Raw genomic sequence first — 21,087 nt, 5'->3', positions numbered from 1 at the left:
GGGTCAGCGAGCGACGCGGAAGTTGAAGATCGACGTGTCGAAGCGGTTGTACCCCTCGTAGTCGATGAGCTCGTAGAGTTCGGCGCGGTGCTGCATCCCGCTGAGCATGCCGCTGAGCGAGCCGGCGGCCTCGAGCTCGTCGAGCCCGCGCACGGCGGCACCCATCGCGAGACGCAGCAGGGACACGGGCCAGATCACGAGGTTCATGCCGACATCCGCCAGCTGCTGCACGGTGAAGAGGTCGCTCTTGCCGAACTCGGTCATGTTCGCGAGCAGCGGCACGTCGACGGCGGCGCGGATCGCGGCGAACTCGTCGAGCGAGGCCATCGCCTCGGGGAAGATCGCGTCGGCGCCCGCGTCGACGAGCTTCTTCGCGCGGTCGACCGCGGCCGGCAGTCCATCGACGGCACGGATGTCGGTGCGCGCCATGATGAGGAAGTTCGGGTCGCGGCGGGCATCGACGGCGGCACGGATGCGTTGCAGCGCGGTCGACTCGTCGACGACCTGCTTGCCGTCGAGGTGCCCGCAGCGCTTCGGATTGACCTGGTCTTCGATGTGGAGGCCGGCGAGGCCGGCGTCTTCCATCTCCTGCACGGTTCGGGCGACGTTCATCGGCTCGCCGAACCCGGTGTCTGCGTCGATGATCGCCGGCAGCTCGGTCATCCGGGCGATCTGCTTGCCCCGCCCCGCGACCTCGGTGAGCGTCGTGAGGCCGATGTCGGGCAGGCCGAGGTCGGCCGAGAGCACGGCCCCCGAGATGTAGACGCCCTCGAAGCCCTTCTGCTCGATGAGCCGCGCCGAGAGCGGATTGAATGCGCCGGGGAAGCGGAGGACCTCGCCGCTCGCAAGCCGTTCGCGGAAGAGCCGGCGCTTCTCGGCAGGCGGGGTCTGGGCGTAGAGCATGGTTGGCCTCCTCCGATCCACCCTAGCCGCGCCGGCGCAAGGGCCGCCGCCCACCCGCGACTCGCCCAAGAGCGCCGCGACGCGTCAGAGTGATCGAGTTCGCGCCCTCCCGCGCAACACCGTCACTCCCGCCGCACCGGAGGTTGAGGAGCGCCGCGCGAAGCGCGAAGCGCGACGCGCGACGCGTATCGCCCCGCCGAGCGGGCCCGCAGCGCCCCCGATGCGTCGTTCGTAGGACATTCGGGCTTTCGTAGGACGATCGAGCCCGCAACTGTCCTACGAAGCGCCGGATGTCCTCCGCCTCGGAGGTGGCCTCCGAGCAGGGCAGCGGATGCCGCGGCCCCACGCTCCGGCGGTTGAGTAGCGCCGCGCGAAGCGGGCCGCGTATCGAAACCACCCGACGGGCGAGCCCGCCGCCGCGCCTAGAACAGCCCCTGCGGAATCTCGATGCCGACGAGCGCGCCCGGCGCCGCCGTGATCGTGAGGCCGCCGAGCTCGTCGGGGCCGAGGTCGGGCAGGCGCTGCGCGACATCCAGGAACCGCTCGATCTCGGCCTCCTCGAGCACCCACTCGGCGAGCGAGCGGAACTTCTGCAGGTACTGCTCACGGCCGAACGGCCGGGCACCCAACGGGTGGGCGTCGGCAACGGCGATCTCGTCGACGATCTCGCCGCCGTCGGCGAGCTTGATGACCACGCGGCCGCCGAACGCCTTCTCGGCCATGTCGAGCGAGTGGTAGCGGCGGGTCCACTCGGGATCTTCGACGGTCGTGACCTTCTTCCACAACTCGACCGTGTCGGCGCGATGGGCCCGCTCGGGCGAGTAGGAGTCGGCGTGGTTCCACGCGCCGTCTTGCAGGGCGACCGTGAAGATGTAGGGAATCGAGTGGTCGAGCGTCTCACGCGAGGCGTCGGGGTCGTACTTCTGCGGGTCGTTCGCCCCGGAGCCGATCACGAAGTGCGTGTGGTGCGAGGTGTGCAGAACGATCGACTCGATGCGGTCGGGGTCGTCGAGGATGAGCGGGTACTCGTCGTGGAGCTTGCGGGCGAGGTCGATCCACGCTTGCGCCTGGTACTCGGCCGAGTGCTCCTTCGTGTACGAGTCGAGGATCGCGTGCTTGGCCTCGCCCTCCTCGGGCATCGACACCTCGTAGGAGGAATCGGGCCCGTCGAGGAGCCAGGCGATCACGCCGTCTTCGCCCTCGTAGATCGGCACGGGGCTCGTCTGCCCGCGCATCGCGCGATCGACGGCCTCGACGGCCATCTTTCCGGCGAACGCGGGGGCGTGCGCCTTCCACGTGGAGATCTCGCCCTTGCGGGACTGGCGGGTCGCCGTGGTGGTGTGCAGCGCCTGGCCGATCGCCTGGAAGATCGTCTCCTGGTCGAGGCCGAGGAGCGTGCCGATGCCCGCGGCCGCCGACGGGCCGAGGTGCGCGACGTGGTCGATCTTGTGCTGGTGCAGCGAGATCGCCTTCGCGAGGTCGATCTGCACTTCGTAGCCCGTGGCGATGCCGCGCACGATGTCACGGCCACTGAGCCCGCGACTCGCGGCGAGGTGCTGGGCGACGGCGACGATCGGCGGGATGTTGTCGCCGGGGTGCGAGTACTCGGCGGCGAGGAACGTGTCGTGGAAGTCGAGCTCGCGGACGGCGACCCCGTTGGCCCACGCCGCCCACTCGGGTGACGTGCGGCGCGCGGCATCCGCGCCGAAGACGGTGGCCCCGTCGCCGCCGATCGAGACGGGATGGGCGAGCGCCTGGCTGCGAGCGGAGACCACCGGCCCGCGCCCGAGCGAGGCCGCGGCGACTGCGGCATTGTCGATGACCCGGTTGACGACCATGTCGACGACCTCATCGTCGAGCTCGACTGGATCGATCGCGACGCCGGCCAACTGCCAGGCGAGCTGGCCCTCGCGAGCGAGGTTCTCGTCACTCCGGTGTGTGCGCAAATGGTGGGTCTTCACCCGTCCAACGCTAGCGGGTGGGGGTGGCGGATGCCGCGGCGCACGCCCTTCTCCCAGCGCTTGCGCGGCTCAGCTCGGCCAGACCGGCTCGTGCACCTGCTCCTCGAGCACGCGCGCCGCGAGCCCCTGGTCGACCTCGCCGAGGGTCGCCGGACGCCACTTCGGCGAGCGATCCTTGTCGATCACCTGCGCTCGGATGCCCTCGCGCAGGTCGTGCTGCTCCATGAGCCACGACACGAGCCGGAACTCCTGCTCGAGCGCGTCTTCGAGACGCGGCAGGGTTCGGGCGCGGCGCACCGACGCGAGCGTCAGCGTGAGCGCGGTCGGCGAGAGCGTCTCGAGCTCGTCGGCGGCGGCGGCGGCGTACGCGGAGGCGGCGGGGTCGAGCGGATGCCGCAGCAGGGCGTCTGCGGGCACGCCGCCGATGCGGCCCGCGGCATCCGCTCGCCCCTCGGAGAATGCGCGCAACCGCTCGATGATCTCGGCGACGGTGGGTGCGGAGTAGCAGGCGTCGACCCAGTCGCGCGAGAGGGCGAGCGTGGAGGGACCGGGAGTCTCGTCGAAGAGCATCACGATCTCGTATGGGCTGCCCGGGTCGGCGCGCTCGACGAGGGCCTGGAGCAGGTGCGGGATCAGCTCGGAGGGCACGAACGCGTCGGCGAAGCCCGCATGCAGGGCATCGGCAGCGTCCATGGTGCGGGAGTTGAGGCCGACGTGCACGCCGAGCTCGCCGGGCGCCCTGGCGAGCAGCCACGAGCCGCCGACGTCGGGCGTGAATCCGATGCGGGTCTCGGGCATCGCCACGCGCGACCGCTCGGTGACGATGCGGATGGAGGCGTGCCCGGCGAGGCCGATGCCGCCGCCCATCGTGATGCCGTCCATGATCGCGACGACCGGCTTCGGGTAGCGGGCGATCATCGCATCGAGGCGGTACTCCGCGCGGAAGAAGGCGCGCGCGTCTTCCTGCCGGCCATCGATCGCGAAGCCGTAGAGCTCGCGGATGTCGCCGCCGGCCGAGAAGCCGCGCTCGCCCGCGCCGTCGAGCATGACGAGCTCCACCTGGGAGTCGTCGCGCCATTCGTCGAACACGTCGGTGAGCCGGCGGATCATCTCGTAGCTCAGGGCGTTGAGCGCCTGGGGCCGGTCGAGCGTGACGTGGCCGACACCGTCGGCGACGCTCACGGAGATATGGTCGCTCACGAGTCACACCGTAGCGGCATCCCGCCGCGCGGCGTAGCCTCCCTTCGAGGAGGGGTCATGATCGAATCCGCGTTCCCGATTCTCGAAGTGCCCGACGTGGAGGCCGCCCTCGGCTTCTACCGCGACGGGCTCGGCGCCATGGTGGTCTACCGGTTCCCGCCCGAGGGTCCCCCGACCTACATCTCGCTGCAGGCCGGCTCCTCCTCGATCGGCATCGGGTTCGCCGAGACGGTGACGCCGCCCTCGAACATCCTGCTGTGGTTCTACGTCGACGACGTCGATGCCGTCACGGCCGAGCTCGCCGCCCGCGGCGCCGAGGTGATCGAGGAGCCCGTCGACCAGGAGTGGGGCGAGCGCACGTCGCTCGTAACCGATCCGTTCGGCACGCGCGTGCGGCTCGGCGCAGCGATCTCGCCGCCGCCCGACGAGGAGTGACCCGGCTGTCTCTTCAGATTTCCGGGTCGAGGGCGAGCACCTCGACGGGCGTGCGCAGTTCGAAGCCGAGCCGCTCATAGAGCCCGATGGCGGCCCGATTGGTCGCGAAGACGTGCAGGAACGGCGTCTCGCCTCGCGCCACGATGCGGTCGGCCACGGCGGCGGACAGCATACCGGCGTAGCCGCGGCCCCGGTGGTCGGGATGCGTGCACACGGCACTCACCTCGGTGAAGCCCTCGGGCTTCATCCGCTCGCCCGCCATCGCCACGAGGCGTCCGTCGATACGGATGCCGAGGAAGCCGCCGAGCTCGGGCGTGCGCACCTCGAACGGGCCGGGCTCGGTGAGCCTGGCCAGCGCGACCATCTCGGCGGAGTCCGCCGCGGTGAGCGGCACGAGGTCGGATGTCGCGGGCACGGCGCGCAACCGGTCGAGCACGAGCTGCAGGCCGCGGGCCGCGTGCCGTGTGGTGGTGCCGGGCGGCACCGGAATCGCGTCACGTTGCAGCAGCACGACCGGACCGTGAGCGGTGACGAGCTCCCCGAGGCGAGCGAGGTGCTCGGGTTCGTCGGCGGCGACGGCCGCGAACGGCCCGATCTCGGGATCGAAGCGCCGTGCGAGGTCGTCGCCGACGGCGAGGGCGCGCTGGCGCGTCGTGAGGGCGCTCCACACCGGGCGGTCGAGCGGATGCCGCGTCATCGTGCCACCCCCGCCGCGTCGCGCACCGCGGCATCCGTGCGCCCTGCGGCGTCCGTGCGCACCGCGGCATCCGTGCCCTCCTCGCCCGCATCCCGCCCCTCGGCGGCCCGCCGGTCGAGCGGCACGAGGTCGAGTCGCGCCTCGATCTCGCCCAACTGCCCGAGGAGCGGCCCGCCGAGATCGGCGCAGAGCTCGGCCACGGCACGGTCGACGTGCGGCCACACCGATCGGCGCGCCAGCTCGACCACGCGTTCGCCCCCTGGGGTGAGCAGCACCGAGCGGCGGCGCCGGTCGCTCGACCCGTGCTGCACGGTGATGAGCCCGAGCTCGGCGAGGCGTGTGACGCTGCGGGTGACGCCTGGCTGGCTCACGCCAACGGCTTCGGCGAGTTCGCCGATCGTGAGCCCGCCGGGGCGGTCGAGCGCCGCGAGCAGCGGGAACTGGCTCGCCGGCAGCGAGAGCCCGCTCGCTTCGATGAAGCGCGTGGTCTCGGCCTGCATCCGTTCACCGAGCCGCTTCAGCCGGGAACCGAGCGCGAGATGACCGAGGCCCTCGACAACGTCTTCGACCATGATTCCCTCCGTTCCAGTTCCATAACAGGATATATAGCACGTTATGAACTGGCAAGCGCCGCAGGGGTAGCATCGCTGCATGGTCCCCGTCGAGAACCTCTGGGCATTCGCCCTCGCGTCGGTCGTGCTCATTCTCATCCCCGGCCCGAGCGTGCTGTTCGTGATCGGCCGCTCCCTCGCCCTCGGGCGGCTGGGCGGCCTGCTCAGCGTGCTCGGCAATGCGATCGGCATGCTGCCGCTCATCGCCGCGGTGGCGCTCGGTGTCGGCGTGGTCGTCGCCCAGTCCGTCGTGATCTTCACGATCATCAAGTTCGTCGGCGCCCTCTACCTCGTCTACCTCGGCATCCAGGCGATCCGTCATCGAGCGGATGCCGCAGCCGGCGTGAACGGCGAGCTTCCGTCGCGCTCGCACTGGCGCCAGCTCGGCGAGGGCTTCATCGTCGGCGTCACGAACCCCAAGACCATCGCGTTCTTCGTCGCCGTGCTGCCGCAGTTCGTCGACTTCAGCGGCGGATCGATCCCCCTGCAGATGTTCGAACTCGGCGTGGTGTTCGTCGTGCTCGCGCTCCTCTGCGACTCCGTCTGGGCACTCGCCGCGAGCGGGGCCCGCACCTGGTTCGCCCGCTCGCCGAAGCGCGCCTCGCACCTCGCCGCGACCGGCGGCGTCATGATGATCGGGCTCGGCGGCGTGCTCGCGCTCAGCGGCAGCAAGCACTGACGGGGGCGCCGGCGATTGGCGCCGACGGTCGGCGCCGGCGGTTGGCGTCTGCGAAGCGCCGACGGATGGCACCGACGGGGGCGAGGCTCAGTCGGCAGAGGCCGTGCCCACGAGGATGCCTCGACCGAGCCCGTGGAAGAACAGCTGCAAGCCGAGGGCGGCGAGCGCGGCATCCGTCGACACGTCCACTTGCGGCACGTCCAACGCGTGCACGACGAAGAAGTAGCGGTGCACGCCCGTTCCCGGCGTCGGCGTCGGCCCCGAATAGCCGCGCTCGCGATCGTCGTTCGCCAGCATGAGGGCGCCCTCGGGAAGATTCTCGCCGCCCGCGGCGCCGGCATCTGCAGGCAGGCTCGTCTGGGTCGCCGAGAGGTTCATGACCGCCCAGTGCCACCAGCCCGAGACGCTCGGGGCGTCGGGATCGAAGCACGTGACGGCGAAGCTTCGGGTCGCTGCCGGGAAGCCCCCAGCGAGCGCCCGCGCAGTTCGTTTGGGCCGCGGATGAGGCAGAACCGGCCACTCGACGGCGCGTCGGCGGCTGTGCGCCGGCGTGCCGCGCGAATCTGCCTCATCCGGCGACGCCGGCACCCCGGGCGACAGGTGCCACCCAGCGAGCGCCCGTAAAATCTGCGGGTGGCCGTCGCCAAGATCCTCCTCTACTACGTCTTCACGCCGCTCGCCGATCCCGACGCGATCCGGCTGTGGCAGCGTGACCTCGCCGACGCGCTCGGCCTGCGCGGCCGCATCCTCATCTCGAGGGACGGCCTGAACGGCACGCTCGGCGGCGAGCTCGATGCGCTCAAGCGGTACGTGCGCAAGACCCGCGACTACCCCGCGTTCAAGGACATCGACTTCAAGTGGAGCAGCGGCAGCGGACTCGATGACGCTGGCGGCAGCCTGGACTTCCCGAAGCTCAGCGTGAAGGTTCGCGACGAGATCGTGAGCTTCGGGGCACCCGGCGAGCTCGAGGTCGACGAGAGCGGGGTCGTGGGCGGCGGCAGGAAGCTCACGCCCGAGGCGCTGCACGAGCTCGTGGCCGAACGCGGCGACGAGGTGGTCTTCTTCGACGGGCGCAATGCGCTCGAGGCGGCGATCGGGCGATTCCGCGGTGCGGTCGTGCCCGACGTGGCCACGACGCGCGACTTCGTGGCCCAGCTCGACTCGGGCAAGTACGACGAGCTGAAGGGCAAGCCCGTCGTCACCTACTGCACCGGCGGGGTGCGGTGCGAGGTGCTCTCGAGCCTCATGACGAATCGCGGCTTCGGCGAGGTGTACCAACTCGACGGCGGCATCGCGCGTTACGGCGAGACGTACGGCGACGACGGCCTCTGGGACGGCTCGCTCTATGTCTTCGACGCGCGCGGCGCGGTCGACTTCAGCGATCAGGCGGCGATCATCGGTCGCTGCGAGATCTGCGGGTCACCGGCGAGTCGAACCTTCGATTGCACGGATGCCGCGTGCCGCACGCAGCTCGTCGCCTGCGAGACGTGCGCCCCCGCCCCGTGCTCCGAGCACCCAGCGGTGGTTGCGTAGCCCGCGAAGCAGGCGTATCGAAACCACCTACCCCCACACACCCCACCCCCGCAATGTACTCTGTTGACAGTCAACGGGGAGGCCAACATGGCTGGAATGGTGCAGCGTCCGGTGTCGCTCGGCACGCAGGTGGCCGACATCCTGCGCCAGCGCATCGTGCGTGGCGAGCTGAAGCCCGGCGAGCGCCTGACAGAGGAAGCCCTTGCCGAGGAGTTCAACGTGAGCCGCGGCCCCGTGCGCGATGCGATCACGCAACTGAACTTCGAGAAGCTCGTCAGGGTGCAGCGCCCCCGGGGCGTGTACATCGTGGGACTCACCGACGACGACGTCGAGCAGCTCTACAGCCTGCGCTCGGCCCTCGAGCAGCTCGCACTGCGCCGGGCCATCCGTGTGAAGGAGGACGCCCCGTGGCATCCGTCGCAGGATTGCGTCGAACGGATGCGTCGTGCCGCAGACGACCGCGATCCGGCAGAGTTCGCCCGGGCCGACCTCGAGTTCCACGCGCACCTCTACGACCTCGCCGACCACCCCCGCCTCCAAGCGGCCTGGCAGCAGTACATGCCGACGTTCGCGGCGCTGCTCGAGGTGACGATCAACCACGACGAGGACCTGCACGAGTCGGCCGACGACCATCGCAAGCTCTACGAGGTCATCCGCTCGGGAGACATCGCCGCCGCGGCGCGAATGCTCGAGGAGCACTTGGCCGGCGCTGAGGAGCGAATGAGCCTGGAGCTCGCAGCGCGCGGTTGAGTGACCCGCGGCGACTCGCGTGAAAACCGGAACCGTTGACTGTTAACAGTCGACGGTGCTACGGTGTCGAGGTCGACAACAGGGTCGGCCATGCACCAGAGGAGCAACGATGCCCCGTCCGCGCATCACACGAGCCGCTGTGGGCCTCGCTGCCCTGGCCTTCACCGCTGTCTCCCTCGCCGCCTGCACCCCGGTGGCTGAGGAATCCGAGTCGCCGGAGTCGACCTTCCCCGAGAAGGACATCCGGCTCATCATCCAGGCCAACCCCGGTGGCGGATCCGACCTCTCGTCCCGTGCGCTCGCCACCGAGCTGGAATCCATCCTCGGCGTCAGCGTGATCCCCGAGAACATGCCCGGCGCAGCGGGCGCCCTCGCGATGGAGTACGTCGCCGAGCAGCCCGCCGACGGGTACACCATCGGATTCGGCCCCGCCGAGATCGCGATGCTCAACACGACGCAGGGCGCCAATGTCCTGCCCGAGAACTTCGATCTGCTCGGCCAGATCATGCTCGCCCCGGGCGTCGTCTCGGTCAGCGCGAACAGCGACATCCAGTCGCTCGAAGACCTCGTCGACCAGGCCGGGTCCGGTGCCGTGACGGTCGCGAACTCCGGCGCCGGGTCGATCTGGGAGGCGGCCACGCTCGGCCTCGGCGAGCAGGCGGGCGTCGAGTTCACGCCCGTACCGTATGACGGCGGCGCCACTGCGGTGGCCGCAGCTGCATCCGGCGAGACCGTCGCGGCCGTGTCCGGCCTCGGCGAAGCACTCGCGCAGGAGGGCGCCGTGCGCATCCTCGCCGTCCTGAACGACGAGCGCCACCCGAACCTCGAAGACGTGCCCACTGCCGACGAGGCGATCGGCGAAGAGGTCGTGTTCGGAGGCTGGGGCGGCATCTACGCCCCCGCCGGCCTTCCCGACGACGTCCACGACATCCTCGAGTCGGCGATCGCGGAGGCCGTGGAGAGCGACGGTTACCAGAAGTTCCAGAAGAGCGCGGGCAACCTCGTGGTCTACCGGGACTCCGCCGAGTTCACCACCTTCGTCGAGGAGCAGTTCGACCTCTTCAAGGACCTGCTCGGCTGATCGGATGCATCCGGCCGGGCCACACGCCCGGCCGGACGCCCGGAGGAGGAGAGACATGACCACCGTCGTTCCCGCGCCCATCGATACCGACGCTCCGCCAAGGCCGTCCCGCGCCCTCGAGGTGACGTTCGCGGTCATCGCGCTCGCGATGTGCGTGGCCTACTTCACGCTCAGCACTCAGATCGAGCTGCGCCGCGAAGCCCCTCCCGGGCAGCTCGACGCGCGCTTCTGGCCGCTCGTGCTCGGCACGATCGGCGTCGGCGCGTCGGTCGCCCTGCTCGTGATCGCGCTCGTCCGGCCACCGGCCAACCGCGATGACCTCGAACGCATCCAGCGAGGGGGCTCCCTGCGTGTCGCCGTGACCTGCGCGGTCACCCTGGGCTACGTGGCCATCTGGTCCGTCTCCTCGATCGTCGCCCTCGGCTATCGCATCGAGCTGTTCCCCTTCGCCACTGCGATCTACATGTTCCTCCTGCTGCTCGTCTACGGACTGCGCAACTGGATCGGCCTGATCGCGTATCCCGTCGCCGTGACCGGGTTCATCTACGTCCTGTTCGGCATGCTCCTGAGGATCCCCCTGTGAACGCCTTCGCCGATGGACTCGGCGCACTGCTCGATGTGTCAGTCCTGCTCTACATGCTCGTCGGGCTCCTGCTCGGCTTCCTCGTCGGGGCCTTTCCCGGCATCACCGCGACCATGGCGATCGCCCTGGCGGCCGGCTTCACGATGACACTCGAGCCCGTGCAGGGTCTCGCGGTGCTGCTCACGATCTACGTCGCCGCGAACTTCGGCGACCGTGTGCCGTCGATCCTGGTGAACACCCCAGGCACGCCCGCTTCCATCGCGACCACGCTCGACGGCTATCCGATGGCCAAGCAGGGGCGTGCAGGGCTCGCCCTCACGATCTCCGCACTCGTCTCGGCGGTCGGCATCCTCGCATCCATCGTCCTGTTCGCCGCGGCCGCCGTGCCCGTCGCCAGCTTCGCTCGCGACTACTTCAAGTCGCCAGAGCTGTTCGCGCTCGTCGTCTTCGGCATCGCAGTGATGATCGGCATCTCATCGAAGTCGATGCTCAAGGGGATCCTCGCGGGTGTGATCGGCCTGATGCTCGGAACGGTCGGCACTTACGCTGCGACCGCCGACCAGCGGTTCACCTTCGGGATCCTCGAACTCCTCGAGGGCTTCAACTTCATCGCCGTCATCATCGGGCTCTTCGGCATCGCCGAGCTGTTCGACCAGCTCCTCACGCATCACCAGTCGAAGGTGCGACCCATCTCGAGCCTCGGTCGTTGGTGGCCGAACCGGGCCGAGCTCAAGCAGACCCGGCGTGCTCTCGCCGTTGGGACAGGTGTCGGCATCGGTGTGGGACTCATCCCAGCCGCCGGCGGCGACATCGCCGGCCTGATCGGGTGGGAGCGGGCCCGGAAGGTCTCCAAGCACCCGGAGGAGTTCGGCAAGGGGTCGATCGAGGGGCTCACCGCGTCCGACACCGCATCGAGCGCGACGCTCGGCGGCTCCCTGACGACCACGATGGCGCTCGGCATCCCCGGTGACTCCGTGATGGCGGTGATGATCGGATCGATGATCATCTGGGGCATCACTCCCGGACCGAACCTCTTCGTCAACCGCCCCGACCTGGTCGTCTCGATCACCGGGATCATGGTGATCGCGACCCTGCTCTCGCTCGCGCTCAGCCTCGTGCGCATGCGCGGGATGGTCAAGCTGCTCGACGTGCCGCAGCCGTACCTCTGGAGCGGCATCCTGGTCTTCTGCATCATCGGCACGTATGCGACCTCGAACAGCCTTTCGACGGTGCTCACGATGCTCGTGTTCGGGGTCATCGGAGTTCTGCTCAAACGGATGTCGGTGCCCCCGGGTCCCATCGTGCTGGGCCTGCTTCTCGGCCCGCTCGCCGAGGAGAACCTCTCCCGCACCCTGGCCATCCTGCCCACTCGCCCGTTCTTGGAGGTCGTCAGCCCCATCGCGATCATCCTCCTGCTGCTCGCAGTGCTGTCCATCGTGATGCCCGCGATCCGCAACGCGCGCAAGCCCCGCGGCAAGCGCGGCGCGCTCGCCGACTCGATCCTCGACGACGAGATCGCCGAGGTGGCGCATGCGCGTGAGGAGCTCGACGCCGAACCCGACGCCGACCCCCACCCCGTCAAGGAGACCGAGAAGTGACCCGACGTGACATCCTGACCGCCATCCCGACGTCGTTCAGGGAGGACGGCACGCTCGACGAGGAGGGCAGCAGAGCGATCTTCCGATACGTCGCCCGCTCGGGGAACGAGGGTGCCTTCGTGCTCGGCACGACCGGCGAGTTCCCCGCCATCGACGACGCCGAGTTCGAGGCGCTGGTCGCCGCGGCGATCGAGGAGCTCGCCCCCACGATGCGCACGGTGATCCACGTGGGCCACACCAGCGCATACGGAGCGGTGCGGCGCGTCGAGATCGCGCGGCGCCTCGGCGCCACCGAGTTCGCGGCGCTCACGCCGTACTACCTGCCCGCCTCCGACGACGCCATCTTCGACTACTTCCACAGGGTCTCGGATGCCGTCGGCGATGCGCAGCTGTACGTCTACATCTACCCGGCGCGCAGCGGCAACGCCGTCAGCCCGGCCCTGCTCGCCCGCCTTGCCGAGCTGCCCGCAGTCGTCGGTGCCAAGGTGAGCGAGCTGAGCCTCGACGACCTGGCCGCGTATCGCGCCGTCGTACCCGACGACTTCATCCTCTACACGGGCGCCGACCGCGATCTCGCCCGTGCCGGGGAGGTCGGAGCGCAGGGTGTCATCTCGGGTGTCTCCTCGGTGCTGCCTCGACCGTTCCGCGAACTCGCCGCCGCCGCCGACTCCGGCGACGCCGAGGCTCTCGCCACGGCTCAAGCCGCGGTCGATGACGTCGTCGCGGTGATCGGCGGAGACATGGCGCGGATGAAGACGGCGTACCGCCTCATGGGCATCGCGGACGGCACCTGCCGCATGTCGATCCCCGCGCCGACGCCCGCCGCGGTCGGCGAGATCGAGCGCGTCATCGCCGCCTACGGCACACCGGTGGTTTCGTAGCCAGCGAACCACCTCCCTGGGCGGAGGACATCCGGCGTTTCGTAGGACAGTTGCGGACTCGAGCGTCCTACAAAAGCCCGAATGTCCTTCCTGGGGTCAGGACAGGGTCGGCAGGACATCCGTGGCCACGGTGTCGAGGATCGCCTCGTCACCCGCGAACGGACCCTCGCGCCGCGGCCACGGCGCCAGGACGTCGGTGAAACCCAGTTCCGCGGCACGGCCCAGGAAGTCGCGGTAGACCTCGACGCTCGACAGGCTGAAGACCGGCGCGGCGTCGGTCTGGAGGAAGCGGCGGACCGTGGCCGGGTCGCGGGACTCGGCAGCCAGGGCCTCGTCGAACCGGGCCGACAGCTCGGCCAGCGACTTCCACCAGCCGTCCAGGCTGTCGTGGACGGTGCCGATGGTGATCCAGCCCTGGCCGTGCCGGGCGGTCAGCGCCAACGCTTTCGGACCGTTCGCTGCCAGCACGAACGGGGTGCGGGGACGCTGGACGCAGCCGGGGGCGTTGCGGGCGTCCACGGCCGTGTAGTACTCGCCGGAGTAGTCGACCCCGTCTGTGGTCAGCAGCGCATCCAGCAACTCCACGAACTCCTTGTAACGCCTCGACGGGCTCGCGGCCTTCGTGGTGCCGCCGAAGACGTCCACGTCGTAGCCATCCACTCCGCCGGCACCCACGCCCACCGTCAACCTGCCGTCCGACAGGTCGTCCAATGCCGTGACGTCCCTCGCGAACGACACCGGATGCCGGAAGTTCGGCGACGCCACCATGAAGCCCAGCCCGATCCGCGACGTCGCCAGCGCCGCCGCGCTCAACGTCGGCACCGAGCCGAGCCACGGGCCGCCGACCAGCGGCCCCCAGCCCAGGTGGTCGAACGTCCACGCGTGCGCGAAGCCGTACGCCTCCGCCGCCTGCCACCGCGGCTTCGCCTCGGCCCAGCGGTACTCCGGAAGGATCGTGATCCCCGCCCTCATCGATCTTCTCCTCCGTGTCGATCCCACCCAGCTGCACAACTGCCGTGCTCATTCGAACAGAATGCCCATTGATGGTCAAACGGCGGACGACCACCCCACCCGCTTCGGCAAGCAGCGCCACGCGGTCGAGTGCGGCATCAACCTGTTCAAGCAGCACCGGGTGACTGGTTTCGATACGCCTGCTTCGCTGGCTACTCAACCACCGGCCGGGAGCGGGGCCGGCGGGCGTAGGCGCGCGCGTTGTGGCTCGACAGCGCGAGCAGCACGAGGATGTCGAGCGAGAGGGTGATCAGCGTCGTGCGCAGCGTGATCTCGGCGTCTCCGCTGAAGTAGTCGATCGCCGCGCCGGAGATGCTGAGCGTCGCGAACACCATCACGGTGATGCGGGCCCAGTTGCTGCCGCGATACACGAGCAGGGCCAGGGCGAGCTCCGCCAGGAGGATGATCGCGCCGACGACGAGCACCACGGCGAGGATGACGTCGGATGCCGCGGCCAGATCGGTGCCCGGCTCGAGTTCGATGTCGAGGTCTTCGGTGAGCACGTGGTCCCATTGCACGGCAAGCGCGACGAGCCACACCACGCCCGCGAGCACGCGAAGCACCACGAGCACCGCGCCGAACGACGTGGCGATCGGCCGTCGCATCTGGGGCGGCGGCGTCTCGCGCTCCACGAGCACGGCGGGCGGCTCGAAGGCGGAGCGCTTCTCGACGTTCATGCCGTCTTCACCCCCGGGATCACCCGAACGCGTTCAGGAGCGGCATCCGACTCATACGACTCATCCGACTCCTCGATCGCAGCGTCGCGCACCTCGCCCACCTCGCGCACGTCGCTCAGGTCGAGCACCGGCAGGTCGCCGTCGGTGCGCACGGAGTCGCCGCCGCCGTTGCGCGAGTGGTAGCCGGTGGAGAAGTCGCGCAGGATCACGACGCGCGCGTCGGGGTTCGCGCCCAGCACGGTGCTCACGATGTGGTCGCGCTCCACGTCGATGTCGGCGTCGATCTTGTGCGTGACCTGCAGCGTGAAGAGCGAGAACCCGACGGCACGGTCGAACGTGCCGGCCGCGAGCCAGTCCACCCGGCGGCCACCCGGCAGGAGCCAGCCGTCGGGCGTGCGCCAGAAGCGCACGTGGTGGCGCCTCGCCGGGTTGCCCTCCACCTCCTGCTGGTAGGCGAAGTCCTGCTGGCGGCCGAAGAGGAAGAGCGGGCTCACCGGCGCCTCGTCGTAGCTGCGGCGCGTGATCGTGGACGTGATGATGCGCCAGCTCGACGCGGCGGTCACATCGTCGGCGCGGGTCCAGGCGGCGGTGAGCATCGCGGCGTGCACGGATGCCTCGTCGCCGTCGAGCGCGAGGTTCACCGGGTCGCCGAGCAGGCCGTCGCTCGTGCGAGCCCGGCCGATGAAGTAGTCGGGCACGTAGATCGCCGTGAGGATGCGGTGCAGGCGCGGCAGCACAAGGTAGGCGAGCACGAGCCAGAACACGACGAAGAACGCGATGCCGAACCAGCCGAATGAGAGAGTCTCGCTGAGCACGAGCCATGCGAGCCAGACGGCCGCGATGCCGGCGTAGACGAAGAAGAATCCGTCGAGGGCGGCGTTGATCGAGAATCGCCGCGGTTGCGGCGGCTCGGATGCGTCGGCGCCCGGCTCGCCCATGTGTGCATGCTATCGCCAGGGTGCCTCACACGGCCGCGATGTCAGAGGATGCCCGTGACGAAGAGGTGATGCTCGATGGCGTAGGTCGCCGCTGCGGTGCGCGAGCGGACGCCGAGCTTGTCGAAGATGTTGCTGACATGGCGGTCCACGGTGCGTTCGCTCAGGAACAGCTCGGCCGCGATCGCGTGGTTCGTCTTCCCGTTCGCCACGAGGCGGAGCACTTCCATCTCGCGTGCGCTCAGCCCGTGCGCCCCGTCGCCCGGCGCAAGCAGGTGTTCGACGCGGCGCAGGTCGGGGAGCGCCCCGAGACGGGCGAATACCTCGGCAGCCGAGCGCAGTTCGAACACCGCGGCCTCCTCGTCCGCGAGGTCGCGGCAGGCGGCCGCGATGAGCACCGACACCGTCGCGGTCTCGTAGGGCGCATCGATCTCGCGCCAGGTCGTGGCCGCGGCTCGCAGCAGGGGCAGCGCGTCGGCGGCGTGTCCTTCGGCCAAGGCGACGGCTGCCCTGGCGGACGCCAGCTCTGCACGCATCGCCGCGGTGGGAAAGCGGTCGGCGACCATGACGAGTTCATCGAGTGCGCGCTTGGCCTCGTCGACCTCTCCGGCCGCCAGCAATGCTGTCACGAGGTCAGGGAGGAGCCGGCATCGGTCGAGATCGCTCTGGGCCTCGGCGAGCGCACGCCGCATCCCCGTGACGGCGGTGCCGACCTCACCCTGGGCGAGCCGCAGCAGCGCCAGGCCTGGCTGGATCGGCTCCCCGTACTCGCTCGCGCGGCGGTAGGCGTCCTCGGCCTCGGCAGCGTCTCCGAGCAGCCGATGCATCTCGCCGAGGTGGTAGTACGCGTGGCCGACCACGCGGCGGCCGTAGCCCTCCGCGAGGTCGATGCACACGTCGGCGAGCTCCTCGACGGCCGCTTGCCACGAGCCCTGCAGCCGCAGGAGCAGGGAGCGGTAGATACGGCAGTTGCCGAAGTACGCGCCGTGAAGCGGGGGCAGGGTGTTGAGCCATCCGTCGAGGGACCGGCCCCATTCCCTGACCCGGCCCAGCTCGAGTGCCTCGTGGCACGTCGCGATCGCGGAGCAGTACAGCATGCTCGTCACGCGCGGTGAGGTGGCCCCCTCGGTGACCGACAGCATGCCCTCGTCCATCCGGCCCAATCCCTCTTCGAGCCGGCCCGCCTTGAGCAGGGCTCGGCCGCAGATCGTCGTGGCGAATGCGAAGAGGTCGACGACTCCCTGCCGTGCTCCGAGCTCCGCGGCGCGCCGCGCGAGCCCGACTGCATCCTCGTACTCGCCTGCCGCCACCTGGCCGTAGGCCTGTGTGATGAGCAACCATCCCTGGTCTTCAGCATCCGGATGCTCCGCCACCATCTGTCGCACCCTGGCCGCCCAGCCGCCGGCACGCGCGAACTCGCCGTCGAGCACCGAGGCCTGCCACAGCCAGAACCCAGCGGTCACCGCGGCGTCGAGCTCGCCGGCCCCGACGCGCGCTTGATATACCCGCTCGAGGGCGCGAACCGCGTCATCGCCGCGTCCGAGGATCTGGGCGCTCTCGGCGAGCAGCTCGAGGTCGTCGACACCCAACGGCTCGAGGTGATCGGCACGCAGGAATTCGTCGCAGGCCTCCGCCCACCGAGACTGCCGATGCAGGTCTCGGGCATGGATCACGAGGGCAGCGACGTCCTCCATGGAGTTCCCTCCCGAATTCGATCATCCCACCAGGGCCGCACCGGCGCTCGTAGAGGGCCCGCCCTTGCGCCCCTTGTGCCCGCCCGACCAACTCCACTCACCCGGCGCGGAGTACCCATCCCCCTTGTCTTGAATGGCGCGTTCTGCGGATGTCGCATGCACGCGCCGCGGCGCACGATGAGCGCATCGCCCCGAACACGCGGGGCACATCCCGAAAAGGAGGCCATCATGTCCGAGCCGTTCATCTTCATCGGAACGCACCGTGTTCGTGAGGGAAAGCTCGAGGAGTTCCAGGAGTACTTCAGCGACTTCTGCGCGACCGTCGTCGAGCCCAACGAGCCCAGGCTGCTCTCGTTCCACGGCTATGCCGACGTTCCGGCCAACGAGGTCATCGTGGTGCAGATCCACCCCGACGCCGAGTCCATGGCCCACCACATGTCGGTCATCACCGAGCATGTCGCGCGGGCGTACAGCGATCTCCTCGAGCCGCAGAGCCGGTTCCAGGTGTACGGGGTCGCTCGAGGCCCGGTGCTCGAGATGGTACGCGAGATGGGGCGCACCGACGGTGACGCCCTCACCGTGAGGCAGGCGTTCGCGGGCTTCGAACGGCTCCCGCGCCTGTGAACCCGCCCGACGTGCGCCCGCCGCCGACGCCGAAACCTCCGACGCAACCCGCGCCTGTTCTAGGCTCGTCCGCATGGCCTACGACGTGTCGCGCATCCGTTCGGAGTTCCCCTCACTCGAGAGCGGCTGGGCGCACTTCGACGGGCCGGGCGGCACGCAGACGCCGCGAGCGGTGGGCGACGCCGTGGCATCCGTGCTCACCGGTCCGCTCTCGAACCGCGGCACGATCGGCGAGTCCGAGGAGCGCGCCGAGGCGGCGGTGCACGGGTTCCGGCTCGCGATGGCCGACCTCGTGAACGGCCACCCGCGCGGCATCGTGCACGGACGCAGCGCCACCCAGCTCACCTACGACTTCTCCCGGCACCTCTCGCGCGAGTGGGGGCCCGGCGACGAGGTCGTGGTCACGCGGCTCGACCACGACGCGAACATCCGGCCGTGGGTGCACGCGGCCGAGCGCGCCGGGGCGAGGGTGCGCTGGGTCGACTTCGACCCCGCGACGGGCGAGCTGTCGACGGATGCCGTGACGGCGGCGCTCTCCGATCGCACTCGCCTGGTCGCGGTGACGGCGGCCTCGAACCTCATCGGCACGATGCCCGACATCCCTGCGATCGCGGCCGCGGTGCACGACGCAGAGGCACTGCTCTTCGTCGACGGCGTGCACTACTCGGCACATGAGCTTCCCGACGTCGCCGCGCTCGGCGCCGACTTCTTCACGTGCTCGCCCTACAAGTTCCTCGGCCCGCACTGCGGAGTGCTCGTCGCCCGGCCCGAGCTGCTCGACACGATCTCGCCCGACAAGCTGCTGCCGGCCACCAACGTCGTGCCCGAGCGATTCGAGTTCGGCACCCTCCCCTACGAACTGCTCGCGGGCGTCACGGCGGCCGTCGACGTGCTCGCCTCCCTCGACCCAGAGACGACGGATGCCGCGAGCTCCCGCCGCGACCGGCTCGCCGCGTCGTACGGGGCGCTGCGCGAGCACGAGTCCGCGCTCCTCGAACGGCTCGAGGCGGGCATCGCGACGCTGCCGGGCGCCACGACCTGGTCGCGGGCGGCACGCCGCACGCCGACGCTCCTCGCGACGTTCGACGGCCACGCGGCATCCGAGCTCACGACGGCGCTCGCCTCGCGGCAGGTGCTCGCACCGAGCAGCAACTTCTACGCGCTCGAGGCTTCGCGGCATCTCGGGCTCGGCGACGCGGGTGGCTTGCGCATGGGGCTCGCGCCCTACACCGATGCCGACGACGTCGATCGGCTGCTGGAGGGCCTCGCCGACGCGCTCGGCTGATCCCGCCGAGACCGTTCGTCGCGCGATCGGCGAGTGCATCGCCGGCGCGAACTCCGCGAACGCGGCCGCGACGTGGAACAAAAGCCGCCCGCCCGGCGTCGTGGTGTCGATCGCTTCGATGAGCGACCGGAACGCCACGTGCCGATCCCCGAGCTCGCGCACGACGTCAACCAAATGCGGCAAAGATCGGCCTAACCGATCGGCCGCCACACCAGGAGTGTGTCGCCGGCGTTGAGGTGGTCCAGTGCGGCACGTTGTCGAAACATCACTTGTGCCGGGTTTTGAACACCGGGCGTCAGCGACGGGATCTGACCGCTGATTCACGAGGGTTTAGAAGGATACTGGCGGGTCACGGGAAGATTTTGGCCCTCGGGGTATCCGTCGTGGTGCTCCGATGGCCGTAACACGGGGCAACGGATGCCGCAGGCGAGCGGGGCGGCTCACGTCAGTGTGAGGATGAGGTGCGGTACCTCGACGCGGAATGCGCCGCTCTCGGCGTCGAGCTCGATGGATCCGCTCGTCGTGACGTGCTCGGTCAGGATCTCCACTTCGATCAGGATCGATGCCTGCGCCGGGACGGTGAATCCCGCGCCCGGGAGGAACTCGTTGAACGCGATCGACGCGCTGTCGTCGCCGCCGAAGAACCCTCCGGTCGCACCGGCGCTCGCGAGGATGCGGTCATGCACGATCGCGTGGACCGTCGCGTCCCACATCGCCCAGACCGTCGTGCGAGCCCGCACCGTCGCCCGGGCTTCGGAGCCGGCGATGAACCAGGACGCGACGCCGTTCCAGTCCGCATCGACCGAGAGGTGGGCATTGACCACCACACGCGGACCGACGTTCACGACGACCGCCTCGGTTCGCGGGTTGTGCCAGAGCACGAAGAAGCTCAACCGGCCCAGTCCGGTCTCGGTGATCGCGTCGGCGGAGGCGCTCAGCCGATAGCGTGCCCAACTGTCGAGGGATCCGATGTTGGAGTCGATGACCACGCCCGCGTCGGCGAACGAGCGGATGAACGTCACCCGGTCGAGGATCACGTTCATCGACTCCGGCGGAATCGGCAGTACGGGGGTCAGCTCGGCGAGCCGGCGCGCGACCTCTTCGGAGGCGTCGACTGCCCTGCGACGCCGATTCTGCGCCCGCACTCGTCGAGCATCCGCCCGGTCGGCGGCAAGCGCGTCGAGCCGTTCGAGATCGATGGCAGCGAACAGTTCCTGGCGAGCGAACTCTGCGTCCTCCCGGGCCGCTTCGGCGCGTTCGCGGGCTGCATCAGCTTCCTCGGCCCTGCTTGGGGCGGCGCGCCCGACCGTCTCCTCGATGAAGGCTTCCACCGCATCGCGTTCCTCAGTGCTCATGGTCGATGCCCTTTCCCCGACGTCCCCGTCACCGGGCGGTGGCCGCGGACGAGGCCGATGCTAGACCCGTGCCGGTCCGGCGTCCAGAGCGCCAGTGGTCATCGAGTCGGATCCGGCCGACCCGTCCGCGGCTGTCAACCGACGACCTGGTCTTTTCGGCGCCACGACAGAGCAGAGCATTACAGCAGTCCGATCACCAGTGACATAGCGAGAAACAGGACTAGCTGGTAGCTGCTGTTGACCACAGTCAGCATCGGAGGCTTCAGCTCGAAGGCATTGTGCTGAAGAAGTGTGGTTGCCGAAAGCGTGGCCCACGCTACGAGACCGACCAGCACTGCCAACCACACGGAATCTTGATCGGTAGCCATTGACGTGATCGCGATACCGACTGCCAACCCAACCGCCGTCACGCTGTTCGCGATGAATAGCTGGACCATGTTCCTCACAGTGGCCCTCTTGGACTGTTCGGAAGTTATGCCCGTCAGCTTCCACCAAACGAGCCCGAAGCCGATCTTGCTGTACCAAACGCCCGCCACGGCCATGCCTGCCACGATTGCGAGTACGACGCCGAACCAGTTGATCTCGATCATGTAG

General features: G+C 69.6%; 22 protein-coding genes and 1 pseudogene. 10 read left to right on the top strand and 13 right to left on the bottom strand.

Going from position 1 to position 21,087, the window contains the following annotated elements:
* Positions 1-3: 3 nt before the first annotated feature.
* The 3 genes from prpB to J7E25_RS02595 all read right to left on the bottom strand — a co-directional run bounded on the left by prpB (position 4) and on the right by J7E25_RS02595 (position 4,064).
* Positions 4-903 (bottom strand): methylisocitrate lyase, encoded by a 900-nt coding sequence (gene prpB / locus J7E25_RS02605; protein WP_214867635.1) that lies wholly within the window; start codon positions 901-903, stop codon positions 4-6.
* A 422-nt stretch (positions 904-1,325) separates the two neighbouring features.
* Positions 1,326-2,864, bottom strand: coding sequence for an MmgE/PrpD family protein (locus J7E25_RS02600; protein ID WP_214867633.1), 1,539 nt, complete (start codon positions 2,862-2,864; stop codon positions 1,326-1,328).
* 69 nt (positions 2,865-2,933) lie between these two features.
* Complete coding sequence (locus J7E25_RS02595) at positions 2,934-4,064, bottom strand: enoyl-CoA hydratase/isomerase family protein (RefSeq protein ID WP_214867632.1); 1,131 nt, start codon at positions 4,062-4,064, stop codon at positions 2,934-2,936.
* A 57-nt stretch (positions 4,065-4,121) separates the two neighbouring features.
* Between J7E25_RS02595 and J7E25_RS02590 the strand changes: the two genes are divergently transcribed.
* Complete coding sequence (locus J7E25_RS02590) at positions 4,122-4,499, top strand: glyoxalase/bleomycin resistance/extradiol dioxygenase family protein (RefSeq protein ID WP_214867630.1); 378 nt, start codon at positions 4,122-4,124, stop codon at positions 4,497-4,499.
* 13 nt (positions 4,500-4,512) lie between these two features.
* Here the strand turns inward: J7E25_RS02590 and J7E25_RS02585 are convergent, their stop codons facing one another.
* Positions 4,513-5,196 carry a GNAT family N-acetyltransferase gene (locus J7E25_RS02585; RefSeq protein WP_214867627.1) on the bottom strand — a complete coding sequence of 228 codons (684 nt, stop codon included), beginning with the start codon at positions 5,194-5,196 and terminating at the stop codon, positions 4,513-4,515.
* Positions 5,193-5,768: a MarR family winged helix-turn-helix transcriptional regulator gene (locus J7E25_RS02580; RefSeq protein WP_214867625.1), complete on the bottom strand. Its 576-nt coding sequence runs from the start codon at positions 5,766-5,768 to the stop codon at positions 5,193-5,195. Before J7E25_RS02580 ends, J7E25_RS02585 begins: the two co-directional genes overlap by 4 nt.
* A 79-nt stretch (positions 5,769-5,847) precedes the next feature.
* Here J7E25_RS02580 and J7E25_RS02575 point away from each other — a divergent pair, with 79 nt between their 5' ends.
* Positions 5,848-6,486 (top strand): LysE family translocator, encoded by a 639-nt coding sequence (locus tag J7E25_RS02575; protein ID WP_214867623.1) that lies wholly within the window; start codon positions 5,848-5,850, stop codon positions 6,484-6,486.
* An 87-nt stretch (positions 6,487-6,573) separates the two neighbouring features.
* Here J7E25_RS02575 and J7E25_RS02570 read toward each other — a convergent pair whose 3' ends face one another.
* Entirely contained in the window at positions 6,574-7,074 is a 501-nt protein-coding gene (locus J7E25_RS02570) for a YbhB/YbcL family Raf kinase inhibitor-like protein (protein ID WP_308164322.1), read from the bottom strand.
* Between the two features lie 45 nt (positions 7,075-7,119).
* Between J7E25_RS02570 and J7E25_RS02565 the strand changes: the two genes are divergently transcribed.
* The 6 genes from J7E25_RS02565 (at position 7,120) to J7E25_RS02540 (ending at position 12,912) form a co-directional block, all read left to right on the top strand.
* A complete protein-coding gene (locus J7E25_RS02565) occupies positions 7,120-8,019 on the top strand; it encodes a rhodanese-related sulfurtransferase (protein WP_214867621.1) in 900 nt (299 codons plus the stop codon).
* Positions 8,020-8,106: 87 nt separating this feature from the next.
* Positions 8,107-8,769, top strand: a complete 663-nt coding sequence (locus J7E25_RS02560) for a GntR family transcriptional regulator (RefSeq protein WP_214867619.1) — start codon at positions 8,107-8,109, stop codon at positions 8,767-8,769.
* A 109-nt stretch (positions 8,770-8,878) separates the two neighbouring features.
* Entirely contained in the window at positions 8,879-9,850 is a 972-nt protein-coding gene (locus J7E25_RS02555; RefSeq protein ID WP_214867617.1) for a tripartite tricarboxylate transporter substrate binding protein, read from the top strand.
* Between the two features lie 55 nt (positions 9,851-9,905).
* Positions 9,906-10,433, top strand: a complete 528-nt coding sequence (locus J7E25_RS02550) for a tripartite tricarboxylate transporter TctB family protein (protein ID WP_214867615.1) — start codon at positions 9,906-9,908, stop codon at positions 10,431-10,433.
* A complete protein-coding gene (locus J7E25_RS02545) occupies positions 10,430-12,031 on the top strand; it encodes a tripartite tricarboxylate transporter permease (protein ID WP_214867613.1) in 1,602 nt (533 codons plus the stop codon). Before J7E25_RS02550 ends, J7E25_RS02545 begins: the two co-directional genes overlap by 4 nt.
* Positions 12,028-12,912 carry a dihydrodipicolinate synthase family protein gene (locus J7E25_RS02540; protein ID WP_214867611.1) on the top strand — a complete coding sequence of 295 codons (885 nt, stop codon included), beginning with the start codon at positions 12,028-12,030 and terminating at the stop codon, positions 12,910-12,912. The genes J7E25_RS02545 and J7E25_RS02540 overlap by 4 nt, the downstream gene beginning before the upstream one ends.
* A 96-nt stretch (positions 12,913-13,008) precedes the next feature.
* Here J7E25_RS02540 and J7E25_RS02535 read toward each other — a convergent pair whose 3' ends face one another.
* The 4 genes from J7E25_RS02535 to J7E25_RS17700 all read right to left on the bottom strand — a co-directional run bounded on the left by J7E25_RS02535 (position 13,009) and on the right by J7E25_RS17700 (position 17,229).
* On the bottom strand, positions 13,009-13,884 hold the full coding sequence (locus J7E25_RS02535; RefSeq protein WP_214867609.1) for an LLM class flavin-dependent oxidoreductase: 876 nt from the start codon (positions 13,882-13,884) through the stop codon (positions 13,009-13,011).
* 191 nt (positions 13,885-14,075) lie between these two features.
* On the bottom strand, positions 14,076-14,600 hold the full coding sequence (locus J7E25_RS02530; RefSeq protein ID WP_214867607.1) for a hypothetical protein: 525 nt from the start codon (positions 14,598-14,600) through the stop codon (positions 14,076-14,078).
* Positions 14,597-15,538: an LssY C-terminal domain-containing protein gene (locus J7E25_RS02525; protein ID WP_214867605.1), complete on the bottom strand. Its 942-nt coding sequence runs from the start codon at positions 15,536-15,538 to the stop codon at positions 14,597-14,599. Before J7E25_RS02525 ends, J7E25_RS02530 begins: the two co-directional genes overlap by 4 nt.
* 41 nt (positions 15,539-15,579) lie before the next feature.
* The gene (locus tag J7E25_RS17700) at positions 15,580-17,229 is read right to left on the bottom strand and encodes a helix-turn-helix transcriptional regulator (RefSeq protein WP_251006812.1); all 1,650 of its coding nucleotides are present in this window, start codon (positions 17,227-17,229) and stop codon (positions 15,580-15,582) included.
* Positions 17,230-17,457: 228 nt separating this feature from the next.
* On the opposite strand from J7E25_RS17700, the gene J7E25_RS02515 reads away from it, so the two are divergent.
* On the top strand, positions 17,458-17,853 hold the full coding sequence (locus J7E25_RS02515; RefSeq protein WP_214867603.1) for a hypothetical protein: 396 nt from the start codon (positions 17,458-17,460) through the stop codon (positions 17,851-17,853).
* Between the two features lie 73 nt (positions 17,854-17,926).
* Complete coding sequence (locus J7E25_RS02510) at positions 17,927-19,138, top strand: cysteine desulfurase-like protein (protein ID WP_214867601.1); 1,212 nt, start codon at positions 17,927-17,929, stop codon at positions 19,136-19,138.
* Between the two features lie 90 nt (positions 19,139-19,228).
* On the opposite strand, the pseudogene J7E25_RS17695 reads toward J7E25_RS02510, so the two are convergent.
* The 3 genes and pseudogenes from J7E25_RS17695 to J7E25_RS02495 form a co-directional block, all read right to left on the bottom strand.
* A pseudogene (locus tag J7E25_RS17695) lies at positions 19,229-19,300 on the bottom strand (hypothetical protein); the annotation flags it as partial.
* Between the two features lie 278 nt (positions 19,301-19,578).
* A complete protein-coding gene (locus J7E25_RS02500; RefSeq protein ID WP_214867599.1) occupies positions 19,579-20,493 on the bottom strand; it encodes a hypothetical protein in 915 nt (304 codons plus the stop codon).
* Between the two features lie 179 nt (positions 20,494-20,672).
* On the bottom strand, positions 20,673-21,083 hold the full coding sequence (locus J7E25_RS02495) for a DUF1761 domain-containing protein (RefSeq protein WP_251038704.1): 411 nt from the start codon (positions 21,081-21,083) through the stop codon (positions 20,673-20,675).
* Positions 21,084-21,087 lie beyond the last annotated feature (4 nt).

The organism is Agromyces sp. ISL-38 (genome assembly GCF_018613935.1).
GTDB lineage: Bacteria > Actinomycetota > Actinomycetes > Actinomycetales > Microbacteriaceae > Agromyces.
This window is presented reverse-complemented; position numbering and strand designations above follow the sequence as displayed.